Genomic DNA, 10,907 nt, shown 5'->3' with positions numbered 1-10,907 from the left:
GCCGACCCAGCGCCTGCGCATCGCCGGGCGCGGCCATGCCACGGCGCCGGTCGCCATCGCCACGCGGCGCCTCGCGCTGGGCGAGGTGGTGCGCGCCGGCGACGTGCAGGTGCAGCGCCTGCGCACCGACCGGCTCCGCCCCGGCCTCGCCGAGGATGCCTCGCTCGTGGTCGGCCAGCAGCTCCGCCGCCCGGTCATGGAGGGCGCGCCCTTCGCACTCCGCGATCTCGGCGCTCCCGTGCTGATCGAGAAGAACACGACCGTGACCATGGTGGTGGAACGCGGCGGACTGCTGCTGACCGCCCAGGGCCGGGCGCTGGAGGCCGCACCACGCGACGGGGTGGTGAACGTGATGAACCTGTCCTCGCGGCAGATCGTGGAGGCGCAGGCCATCGGGCCCGGCCGCGTCCGCGTCGGCCCGCCGGCCCGCTAGAGGAGAGCCCTGACATGCGGCGCGCCCTGCTGCTTCTCCTGCCGTTGGCGCTCGCCGCCTGCGGCTCCAGCGAGCGCCTGGCCCGGCTCGGCCGGGCGCCGGACCTGGCCGGCATCGTCGATCCGACACGCGATCCGGACTGGAAGCCGGTGACCATGCCGACGCCCGCCCCCACCGACACGCGCCAGCTCAGCGCCAACAGCCTCTGGCGCCCGGGCAGCCGGACTTTCCTTCGGGATTCCAAGGCGGCCTCGGTGGGCGACCTCGTGACGGTACTGGTTTCGATCTCCGACAAGGCCTCGCTGGCCAACGACACGGAGCGCAGCCGCGACAATTCGGAGGATATGGGCATTCCGCGCCTGCTGGGCCTCGATGCCTCCTACCTGCGCTTCTTCCCGAACGGCTTCGACCCGACCAAGATGGTTTCGGCCAGTTCCGCCAATTCCAGCGAGGGCAAGGGGACGGTGAAGCGCAACGAGGAGATCACGCTCCGCGTCGCCGCGACGGTCACGCAGGTCCTGCCCAACGGCAACATGGTGCTCACCGGGCGCCAGCAGGTGCGCGTGAACCACGAACTGCGCGACCTGACGCTGGCTGGCATCATCCGCCCGCAGGACATCGCCTCCGACAACACGGTGAAGCACGACCGGCTGGCGGAAGCACGCATCTCCTATGGTGGCCGCGGCACGCTCAGCGATGTGCAGAAGCCGCGCTATGGGCAGGAGCTGCTGGACTCCATCCTGCCTTTCTGAACGCGAAAAAGGGCAGCGCAGCCCAGGCCGCGCTGCCCCTACCTGAGGATGGTGGCCTCAGTGCTTGTCGGTAACCTCACGGGCCTTGTCCTTGATGCCGCCGGCGGCGTTCTGGACCTTGCCCTCGGCGCGGTCTGCCTTGCCCTCGGCTTCCATCTTCTTGTCGCCGACCACGGAACCGACATTCTCCTTGACGGCGCCCTTGGCCTGCTTCAGCGAACCTTCGATGCGGTCCTTGTCCATGTGACGGTCTCCTCTGTCGTGTACGGTCTGCATCAGGAACGTGGCGAACCATGGGCTGGTTGCAGCAGCCGGCCGACACCAGATCCAGGATCATGTGCGGACGCTATTACCTCGAAGCCAGCCCGGCGAAGCTGGAGAAGCAGTTCAGCCCGAAGAACCCGCTTCCCAATCACCCGGCCAACTACAACGTCGCCCCGACGCAGGAGAGCCTCGTGCTGCGCTTCAACCCTGCCACGGGGGAGCGCAGCCTGGACCCGCTGCGCTGGGGGCTGGTGCCGCGCTGGGCAAAGGATGCCAATGGCGCGGCGAAGCTGATGAATGCGCGCTCGGAGGGGATGGCGGAGAAGCCCTCCTTCCGCGACGCCTTCGCGAAGCGGCGCTGCCTCGTGCCGGCCGATGGCTTCTATGAATGGCGGCAGGAGGGGCCGGGGCCGAAGCAGCCCTATGCCATCGCGCTGCGTTCCGGCGAGACCATGGCCCTGGCCGGCCTCTGGGAGGGCTGGAAGCAGCCGGATGGAAGCTGGCTGCGCACCTATACGATCGTGACCACCGAGGCGACGGGCAAGATCACCGCCCTGCACCACCGCACCCCCGTCATCCTGCCGCCGGAGCACTGGGACGCCTGGTTGGGGGAGCGGGAGAGCGGAACGGAGGGGCTTCTCGGCCTGATGCAGGCACTGGATGCAGAGAAGCTGCGCGTCTGGCCAGTCAGCAAGCGGGTGAACAGGTTCAGCGAGAACGGCCCCTCGCTGCTCGCCCCCGTGAGTGACGCACAGCCGCCGGAAGGGCTGAACGACCCGCCCTGATCCCGGGGCGGGCCGTCCCGTTCAGGAGCCGCGATAGGTGCTGTAGCTCCAGGGCGAGCAGAGCAGCGGCACGTGGTAGTGCCCGCCCTCCGCCGTCAGCCCGACGCGGATCGCCACCCAGTCGAGATAGCCGGGGTCGTTCCCCTGGTCGGCGAAGTAGTCGCCCACGCCGAAGCGCAGCTCGTAGCGTCCCGGCAGGAAATCCTGTGGCGAGAGCAGCGGCGCGTCGGTGCGGCCATCGGCATTGGTCACCGTTTCGGCCAGCAGCGCCGGGGCCGGCGCGTCCACGCGCCAGAGCTGCACCGCCATGCCGGCGGCGGAGCGGCCGGCAGCGGTGTCGAGCACATGGGTGGTGAGGGCGGAGGGCTTCACTCCGCGGCCTCCAGTTCCTGCGGGATCTCGCTCACCAGTTCCTCCATGTCGAAGGAAAGTAGCGCATCCATGTGCATCTCCGCATCGTCCAGCCACAGGCTCCGGCAGATCCCGTCCACCAGCCGCGGCACGCCATACTTCATGCCGCTGATCGAGGCGCCGGACAGGCCCATGGAGGGCGTGGCGCCATAGCCCATGAAGTGGATGTGCCGCAGGAAGGGCGCCTCGCCCGGCATCCTCTCGCGGAAGGCGAAGCCCGGCGTCAGGTAGGGGCAGGCGGCGAGGTTCGGGAATTCCAGGCCCGCCGGCGGCGTATAGGCGTCGCGCCACAGCAGGATATGCGGCGCGATCGCCGCCAGTTCCGGCCGCAGGGCGAGGTTGAAGGCCGTGCCGGTGCCGACGATCACATGGTCCGCGCGGTGCTCGCCGCGCGGCGTCTCCAGCACCACTTCCTCGCCCTCCATGCGCGCCCCCTGCACCGGGCTGCCCATGTGCAGCGCGAAGCGTGGGTCATGCGCCACGCGGTCCCAGCTTTCCTGCGGCGGCGGCTGGTTGAGGTCGAAGATGTGACGCATCATCCGCCACTTCAGCGGGTCCGGCATGGCGTGGAACTGGCCGAGGAATCCCGCCTGCTCCATCCAGCGGAAGGGGTTGACGCGTGGCATCCGGCGGCGCCGCACCAGCATCGTGCCCTGCGCCGCCCCGGCCTCCAGCGCGGTGGCGAGGTTGTCGAAGGCGCTGGCCCCCGCCCCCACCACCAGGATGCGCCGGCCCTTCAGCGCCTCGAAATCGACATGGCCCGAGGTGTGCGACACGCGCTCCCCCGGCAGGCCGTCGAAGGGCGCCGGGATCGACCAGGCGCCGGTGCCGTCCATGCCTGTGGCCAGCACCATCTTGCGCGCCTTGACCACGCGCTCGCCCTCCGGCGTGCGGAAGCGCAGCAGGAGCAGGTCGGCCTCCGGATCGTGGCCGACGGAAAGCAGCTCGTGCTCGTGCCGGACCGGCAGGGCCAGCACCTGCGCGTACCAGTCGAGATAACGCTGCCAGTCCACGCGCCCGATCTTGTGCAGGTCCTCCCAGGCCTCCAGCCCGTCCCGCGCCTCGAAGAAGGCGCGCGGCGTCAGCGCGGCCACGCCCAGGTCGGGACCGCTGACATGCTTGGGCGTGCGCAGCGTGCGCATGCGCGCGAAGACCGTCCAGCAGCCCGTAGCGCCCGGCTCGGCCCGGTCGAAGACCGCGACGTTCCCGACCTTCTCACGCCGCAGGCCGAAGGCAGTGGCAAGGCCCGTCTGCCCGGCACCGATGATGGCCACGTCCAGCGCGCCGTCGGTGCGTTCGGGAACCCATGGGCGCTTGGGGTAGTCGAGAAGTTCCAGCTGCCGGCGGACCTCGGCCTCGAGCGCGGTCAGGGTATTGGCCATCACGGACATCGCATCTCCTTGCAACGCAGCATGACGAGCGGCGGGGCCGGCAGCAAGGGGCAAGCGTAACGATGCCGCACCGGAACCGTGGCCGGCCGCCCCCCCTGCCAAGGCTCAGCCGCGCGGTTAGCCGTACTGGGGCACGCGCTCCAGGCGTTCCAGCACCTCGGCGGCGGTCAGCGGTCCGTCGAAGTGGAAACCCTGCCCCTCCGTATAGCCGGCCTGCATGGCGAGCCTCACCAGCTCCTCGTTCTCCAGCCCCTCCACCGTGGTCGCCATGCCCAGGCGGCGCGCCAGGTCGGCCATGGTGCGCACGATGGCAAGGCAGTCCGGCCGCGTGGCCATGGCATGTACGAAGGAACGGTCGATCTTGATCTTCTCGAAGCGGAAGCGGCGCAGGTAGTCGAAGGAGGAATAGGCGATCCCGAAATCGTCGAGGGCGATGCCGATCCCCAGTTCGCGCAGCTCCGCCAGCGTGGCCAGCACCCCGGCATCGTCCTGCAGCAGCAGGGATTCCGTGACCTCCAGCTCCAGCCGCCGCGCCGGGAGGCCGGAGGCCGCCAGGGCCCGCGCCACGGCGATCAGCAGCCCCCCATCGGCGAACTGCCGCGGCGACAGGTTCACCGCCAGCCGGATTTCCTCCGGCCACTGCGTCGCATCGGTGCAGGCCTGCCGCAGCACCCAGTTACCGATGGGCACGATCAGCCCGCTCTGCTCGGCGACGGGAATGAAGCTCTGCGGCCCGATCAGGCCCAGCCGGGGATGCCGCCAGCGCAGCAGCGCCTCCAGCCCGGTGATCCGCCCGTCCGCCAGATGCACCTGCGGCTGGTAATGCACCTCGAACTGCCCCTCGTGCAGCGCCGCCACCAGATCGGATTGCAGCCGCTGCCGCTCCTCGGCCGCCTGCAACAGCCGTTCCTCGAAGAAGCGGCAGGTGTTCCGCCCCTCCCCCTTGGCCTCGTAGAGCGCGAGGTCGGCATGGCGCATCAGCATGACGGCGTCACCCCGCCCGGGCGCGAGGTCGGCGATGCCGATGCTCACCCCGGGCATGATCAGGCGCCCTTCCATCTCCAGCGGCCGGTTGACGACCCGGCCCAGCCGCATGGCCAGGTCCGACAGCGCTTCCCGCTTCAGCCCCAATGGCGGCAGTACGGCGAACTCGTCGCCACCGAGGCGCGCCACCATGTATTCCTCCGGGCCTTCCTCCGGCACGCTGCCGCGCAGCCGCCGGGCGATCTCCCGCAGCATGTCGTCGCCCGCGACATGGCCCAGCGTATCGTTGACATCCTTGAAGCAGTCGAGATCCAGCAGCAGCATCGGCACGCGGCGATGCGCCCCCCGCCCGCTGCCGCGCGCCGCGCCGCGCCGCGCCGGCGGCGCCAGCCGCTCCGCCAGCCGGTCCAGCAGCGCGCGCCGGTTCGGCAGGCCGGTCAGCGGATCCTCCAGCGCGATGCGCCGGATCTGGCGGTTCTGCTGGACCAGCAGCGCCGACAGCCCCACCCCGGCGGCGATCATCGCCAGCAGCACCGCGATAAAGGCGACATAGAGGCCCCGCAGCTCGGCCTGGTCCTCGCCGACGAGGTTGCTGCCCTCCATATGCGTGGCCGCGGCGAGGCGGATCATGGGCACGTTCAGCGCGCCCAGCAGGAGAAGCATCTCCCGGCTGCTCTCGTCCGAGGCCGGCTGGTCGAGCAGGGCCTGCACCCGGTCGATCGTCTCCTCCAGCCGGTCCAGCAGCCCGGCATTCTCCGGATTGCGCCGGATCAGCATCCGCACCTCGCCCTGCCGCAGCACGGAAAGCCGGTTGCGCAGGATGTCGAGGCGCAGCTGCACATCCGCGCGCTCCACCGGCATGTTCGGCATGGCATAGGCCGCGAGCTCGGTCTGCAGCCGCATGAACTCCACCGCGCCGAGCGTGGTCTCGAACATGCTGTTGTAGCGGGTGAGCGCCTCGAAGAGATTCTGCTGCCGGACGGTAAGCGACGCGATGAAACCCGCCGCGCCGGCCAGGCCGCCCATCAGCACGATCAGCGACACGCGCAGCCAGCGCTGGATGCCACCCTCGGCTCCCGGCAGGCGCCTGCGTCGTCCCACGGGTTTCACCTGCTCCGTCACGCGAGGATGGCATCCGGCGGGGCCGGGTCCGGAGATATCCCCTTCCGCGACGCTTTCCGTCAAGGCAAGATCAAAGGCACGGACGGCCGAGTCGCGGAAAGACCGTGCCGGATGCGCGCCTCCTCCAACGGGAATGCCTGCCGCCCCGCGCGGATGTCCCGCCCGGGCATTCGCCGGAGCCCGTTCCACCGGACGCACGGCGCCCTGCCCCGCCCTTGATCCCGCGGGCGGCCGCTCCCAAAACGGCGGGGCAACAGCCCATGCAGGAACAGGCGAGACGATGACCGACACGGCGCCCCCCAACCTGATCGCGGCGGTGGACCAGGACCGGCACTGGGACCGGCTGATGCGGATGGCGCGGATCGGCGCCATCCCCGGCGACGGCGTGAACCGCCCCTGCCTCTCGCCGCTGGACCGCGAGGCGCGGCGCCTGCTGATCGGCTGGGCCACGGATCTGGGCCTGACCGTCTCGGTCGATCCGATGGGCAACCTCTTTCTGCGGCACGAGGGCACGGACCCGGAGGCGGCGCCGGTGCTGACCGGCAGCCACATGGACAGCCAGCCCATGGGCGGCCGCTTCGACGGCATCTGGGGCGTGCTCGCCGGACTGGAGGCGGTGCAGGCGATCCGCGACAGCGGCGCCACCACGAGGCACCCGATCGAGATCGTGGCCTGGACCAACGAGGAAGGCGGCCGCTTCGCCCCCGGCTGCATGGGCTCCATGGCCTGGTCCGGCCATTCCCCGGCCGATACCTGGGACGCGGTCGCCGATTCCGAGGGCGTGACCTTTGCCCTGGCCCTGGCCGGGCAGCGCGAGGCCGAGGCCGACCTGCCGCAGCGCCCGCTCGGCCCCATCCGGCAGCCGGTCGCCTATCTGGAGGCGCATATCGAGCAGGGCCCGCTGCTGGAGGCCGGTGGCTACGACATCGGCGTGGTCACCGGCATCCAGGGCAGCCGCTGGTTCCTGGTCGAGCTGCGCGGCGAGGCCGCCCATGCCGGCACCGCGCCGCTCGCCCTGCGCAAGGACGCGGTGCAGGACATGGTGCGCGCCATCAACGCGCTGAACGCGCTGATGACCGATCCCGAGGACATCCTGCGCTTCACCGTCGCCCGCATCGAGGTCACGCCGAACACCTCGAACTCGGTGGCGGAGCTGGTGCGCTTCACTATCGACTTCCGGCACCCCGACAAGGACGTGCTGCTGATGAACGGCGACGCGATCGACAACACGATCCGCTCCGCCGTGAAGAACTGCGAGGTCACGGTCACCGAGCGCTTCCACGCCCTGCCGGTGGATTTCGACATCGGCGTGCTGGACACGGTGGAGGCCGCCGCCCAGGCCCAGGGGATGCGCGCGCTGCGCCTGCCCTCCGGCGCCTTCCACGACGCGCAGTTCATGGTGCCGGTCTGCCCCACGGGCATGATCTTCGTGCCCAGCCACAAGGGCATCAGCCACAACCCGGCGGAATATTCCTCGCCGGAACAGCTCGCCGCCGGCGTCCGCGTCCTGGCGGCCTCGCTGCTCTCGCTCGCCAGGGGCTGAGCGGGGCGCGCCACGAACCATGGGAGGCGGCGCCTCCCATGGGACAGGGCGGCACCAGAGGTTCAGACGCTGGCGAGCAGCCCGGCCAGGAGCTTCGCCCGCGGCACGAGGCTGTCCACCTCCAGATGCTCGCCCAGCGTATGGTGGCCCGCGCTGATCACCCCCAGCCCGTCCAGCGTCGGGATGCCCAGGGCGCCGGTGAAGTTTCCGTCCGAGCCGCCGCCGGCGCTGCCATGGCCGATCCCGGCGCCCAGCCGCTGCCCGATGTGCCGGGCCTTCTCATAGAGGCCGAGATCCGCCTCCGAGGGCTCCCAGACCGGACGGGTGACGCCGCGCCGCACCGCCAGCGCCACGTCGGGGGTGGAGGCGCGCAGGCCCAGCATCCGCTCCACCGCCGCATCCAGGTCCTGCTGCCGCCTGGCCATGGTCAGCGCCTCGGCATCGCAATGCGTGGCGACGCAGTTCACCCACTGCCCGCCATGCACGACGCCGACCGAGAAGGTGCAGGCCTCGGTCGTCATGGCCTCGATGGCCAGCACCTGCCGGCACATCTCGCGGATCGCGCTGCGCCCCTCCCCCGGCGAGGCACCGGCATGGCTGGGCCGGCCGGTGGTCCGCAGGCCGAAGCGCGCGATGGCGTAGCGGCCCGTCACCACGTCGCCCAGGACCGGGCTGCGCCCCGGGCGTCCCGGTTCCGGCACCAGCACCACGGCATGGCGCCGTGCTTCCGCCTCGATCAGGTCGCGGGTGGAGGGGCTGCCGATCTCCTCGTCCGGCGTCAGCAGCACCGTGACCGGGCGGGAGGCCGGGATGCCGGCGCGGACCATCTGCCGGATCGCCTCCAGCGCCAGGAAGGTGCCGCCCTTCATGTCGCCGATCCCCGGTCCGTAGCAGCGACCGCCATCGCGGCGGAAGGGCAGCGCCGCCAGCGTTCCCACCGGATGCACCGTGTCGAGATGCGCCAGCACCAGGATGCCCGGCTTCTCCCCGTCCGGATGCGGAAAGCGCGCCCGCACGCAGCCGCCCAGCATCACGCCGGTCGGCCCCGGGCGGCCGGGGATGCGCTCGATCCGTGCCCCGGCCAGGGCGAGGTCGCGGGTGGCGAGGTCCATCATCCGGTTGACGGCGGCGGCGTCGAAGGTCGGGCTCTCGCATTCCACCCAGGGCCGCAGACCCTCCAGGATGGCATCGGCCTCGAAAGGCAGGGTGAGGGCGGCGGCGAGCGGGTCGGAGGGAGTGTTCATGCCCCCATGCTTTCCCGCCCGGCCTGCCCCGGCAAGGCCATATCCGCGCCCTGCTCCCGCCGGATTGCTGCGCCGCACGGCTGGGATTCGCGCGATGCGGCGCGGCAGGCTAGCTTCTCCCGCAATGAACGACACATCGCGACCCTTCCTCCGAAGGATCATGCCCCAGCTCGGCCCCATGGGCTGGGAAGGGGCGGAGCTGTCCGCCAGCGAATACATGCTGCCCCTGGGGGCGGAACAGCGGGCCGAGATCGAGGCCGGCCCCGAGGCGCCGGGCCCCTGCATCGAGGCCCTGGCCGGAACGATGCGCCCCCGGCTGGACCATGGCCAGGGCTTCATGCTGCTGCGCGGCCTGCCGCGGGACCTGCCGGCCGCCTCGGTGCTCCGGGCGCTGGGCCGGCATCTCGGCACCGCCCTTCCGGCGGAGGCCGACCCGACCTTCTGCGACGTCCTGCTGCTGCGCCCGGACGCACCGGCGCGCCTCACGCTGCTGTCCGCCGCCTCCGTCCACAATGCCCTTCTGCTGCGCGACAAGCCGCTGCTGACCAGCCTCTATGCCGCCAGCCCCGCCCTGGGCGATGGGATCGCCTTCCAGGTCTCCGGCGGCGTCTTCGCCGGCTATCGCGGACCGGCGGTGCCGGAGGCGGCGGTGCCCGAGACCCTGCGAACGGCGCTGGAGGCACCGGGCCTTTCCCTGTCGATGCAGGGCGGCGACGTGCTGGTGCTGAACCCCTTCCTGGTCTGGCTGCGCGACAGGCCGGAGGCCTCCCACCTGGCGCTCCGGGCGTCGCAGACGCGGATGGACTTTCCCGAATGGGCGCCGCCGATGCAGAGCCTGGCCGCCGCCGGCTGATGCGCATCCTTCTGGCGAACGCCAACACCACGGAGGCCATCACCGAGCTCTGCGCCGCGGCGGCGCGCGGCACGGCCTCGCCCGGCACCGTGATCGTCCCCGCCACGCCGCGCTTCGGCCCGGCGGTGATCTCCACCCGCGCCGAGAACGCCATCGCCTCCCATGCCGTGCTGGACCTCCTGGCCGGCTATGCCACGGGCGAGGACAGGGTCGATGCCGTGCTGCTCGCCGTGTCCCACGACACGGCGCTGGAGGCGGCGCGGCAGCTCATGCCCTGCCCCGTGCTCGGCATGACCGAGGCCGCCTGCCTGACCGCCTGCATGCTCGGCGCCCGCTTCGGCCTGGTCACGCTGGGCGGGGTGGAGATGTACCGCGAGCTGATGGCCCGGCATGGCCTCGCCACCCGCTGCGCCGGTCTGGAAGGGGTGGACGCCACCCCGCCCCAGGCGCTGGAGGACCCGGAAGGCGTGGCCGCGAAGGTCGGCGCCGCGATCGCCCGCCTCGTGTCCCAGGGCGCCGATTCCGTCGTGCTCGGCGGCGCCGCCCTGGCGGGGATGGAGGAGCGGCTGCGGCGCGACGCCTCCGTGCCGCTGCTGGAGGGCATCGCCTGCGGCGTGCGGCTGGCGGAGATGCTGGTGCGCATGGCCCCGGGCAAGCCGGCGACGGGCGCCATGGCCGCCCCGCGCGGCCGGGGCAGCATCGGCCTTTCCCCCGCCCTGGCGGCGCTGCTGCAAGGTCCTCCCGGCTAGGCGTCCTTCCTTCCCGGGCGACCATGCCGCGGCCACGATCCTCCGCCATGCTCCGCCCGGCTCATGACCGGCGCCCCCCGGTTCCGCCGGGGGCAACCGGCCGGCCCGGGCGGACGTTGCCGGAAGCGGAACGAGGAGGGACAGATGCGGCTCGATGGACCCGAAAGCGAGAACGTCGAAGACCGGCGCGGCCAGGGCGGCGGCTTCCGGGGCGGTCTCGGCGGCGGCGGCGGCTTCCGCATCCCTGGCGGCCGTGTCGGCGGCGGCCTCGGCACCATCGCGATCCTGCTGATCGCCGCCTTTCTCGGCGTGGACCTCACCGGCATCGTCGGAGACGACCCCGGGCAGCCCGCCCCGCAGGCGGTCCCTTGATCAC

At 71.7% G+C, this 10,907-nt stretch carries 12 protein-coding genes; 7 read left to right on the top strand and 5 right to left on the bottom strand.

All coding sequences use genetic code 11. The annotated features are described in order from the left end of the window. On the top strand, positions 1-433 hold a 433-nt coding region (flgA, locus tag ROTAS13_RS12590), incomplete at its 5' end, for a flagellar basal body P-ring formation chaperone FlgA (RefSeq protein ID WP_075822509.1). A gap of 14 nt (positions 434-447) precedes the next feature. Then, entirely contained in the window at positions 448-1,185 is a 738-nt protein-coding gene (flgH, locus tag ROTAS13_RS12585; RefSeq protein WP_075822508.1) for a flagellar basal body L-ring protein FlgH, read from the top strand. 57 nt (positions 1,186-1,242) lie between these two features. On the opposite strand, the gene ROTAS13_RS12580 is transcribed toward flgH, so the two are convergent. Further along, positions 1,243-1,428 carry a CsbD family protein gene (locus ROTAS13_RS12580; RefSeq protein ID WP_019459345.1) on the bottom strand — a complete coding sequence of 62 codons (186 nt, stop codon included), beginning with the start codon at positions 1,426-1,428 and terminating at the stop codon, positions 1,243-1,245. Positions 1,429-1,520: 92 nt separating this feature from the next. Here ROTAS13_RS12580 and ROTAS13_RS12575 point away from each other — a divergent pair, with 92 nt between their 5' ends. Continuing rightward, positions 1,521-2,234, top strand: coding sequence for an SOS response-associated peptidase (locus ROTAS13_RS12575; RefSeq protein ID WP_075822511.1), 714 nt, complete (start codon positions 1,521-1,523; stop codon positions 2,232-2,234). A 21-nt stretch (positions 2,235-2,255) separates the two neighbouring features. On the opposite strand, the gene uraH is transcribed toward ROTAS13_RS12575, so the two are convergent. From uraH to ROTAS13_RS12560, 3 genes are all read right to left on the bottom strand, one after another. Continuing rightward, positions 2,256-2,606 carry a hydroxyisourate hydrolase gene (uraH, locus tag ROTAS13_RS12570; protein ID WP_075822507.1) on the bottom strand — a complete coding sequence of 117 codons (351 nt, stop codon included), beginning with the start codon at positions 2,604-2,606 and terminating at the stop codon, positions 2,256-2,258. After that, positions 2,603-4,036, bottom strand: coding sequence for a SidA/IucD/PvdA family monooxygenase (locus ROTAS13_RS12565; RefSeq protein ID WP_019459348.1), 1,434 nt, complete (start codon positions 4,034-4,036; stop codon positions 2,603-2,605). Before ROTAS13_RS12565 ends, uraH begins: the two co-directional genes overlap by 4 nt. 117 nt (positions 4,037-4,153) lie before the next feature. After that, a complete protein-coding gene (locus ROTAS13_RS12560; RefSeq protein ID WP_171979090.1) occupies positions 4,154-6,121 on the bottom strand; it encodes a bifunctional diguanylate cyclase/phosphodiesterase in 1,968 nt (655 codons plus the stop codon). Between the two features lie 301 nt (positions 6,122-6,422). Here ROTAS13_RS12560 and ROTAS13_RS12555 point away from each other — a divergent pair, with 301 nt between their 5' ends. Next, entirely contained in the window at positions 6,423-7,685 is a 1,263-nt protein-coding gene (locus ROTAS13_RS12555; protein ID WP_019459350.1) for a M20 family metallo-hydrolase, read from the top strand. A gap of 62 nt (positions 7,686-7,747) precedes the next feature. Here the strand turns inward: ROTAS13_RS12555 and ROTAS13_RS12550 are convergent, their stop codons facing one another. Further along, complete coding sequence (locus ROTAS13_RS12550) at positions 7,748-8,929, bottom strand: M20/M25/M40 family metallo-hydrolase (protein ID WP_075822505.1); 1,182 nt, start codon at positions 8,927-8,929, stop codon at positions 7,748-7,750. Positions 8,930-9,089: 160 nt separating this feature from the next. Here ROTAS13_RS12550 and ROTAS13_RS12545 point away from each other — a divergent pair, with 160 nt between their 5' ends. From ROTAS13_RS12545 to ROTAS13_RS12535, 3 genes are all read left to right on the top strand, one after another. Beyond that, on the top strand, positions 9,090-9,782 hold the full coding sequence (locus tag ROTAS13_RS12545; RefSeq protein ID WP_126281950.1) for a hypothetical protein: 693 nt from the start codon (positions 9,090-9,092) through the stop codon (positions 9,780-9,782). After that, a complete protein-coding gene (locus ROTAS13_RS12540) occupies positions 9,782-10,531 on the top strand; it encodes an aspartate/glutamate racemase family protein (RefSeq protein ID WP_075822510.1) in 750 nt (249 codons plus the stop codon). Before ROTAS13_RS12545 ends, ROTAS13_RS12540 begins: the two co-directional genes overlap by 1 nt. Before the next feature lie 144 nt (positions 10,532-10,675). After that, positions 10,676-10,903 carry a neutral zinc metallopeptidase gene (locus tag ROTAS13_RS12535; RefSeq protein ID WP_083755508.1) on the top strand — a complete coding sequence of 76 codons (228 nt, stop codon included), beginning with the start codon at positions 10,676-10,678 and terminating at the stop codon, positions 10,901-10,903. Positions 10,904-10,907: the final 4 nt, after the last annotated feature.

The sequence above is a fragment of the Roseomonas sp. TAS13 genome (genome assembly GCF_001950415.1).
Lineage (GTDB): Bacteria > Pseudomonadota > Alphaproteobacteria > Acetobacterales > Acetobacteraceae > Roseomonas > Roseomonas mucosa.
Note: the sequence above shows the minus strand (reverse complement) of the source record. Positions and strands in the feature narration are given on the sequence as shown.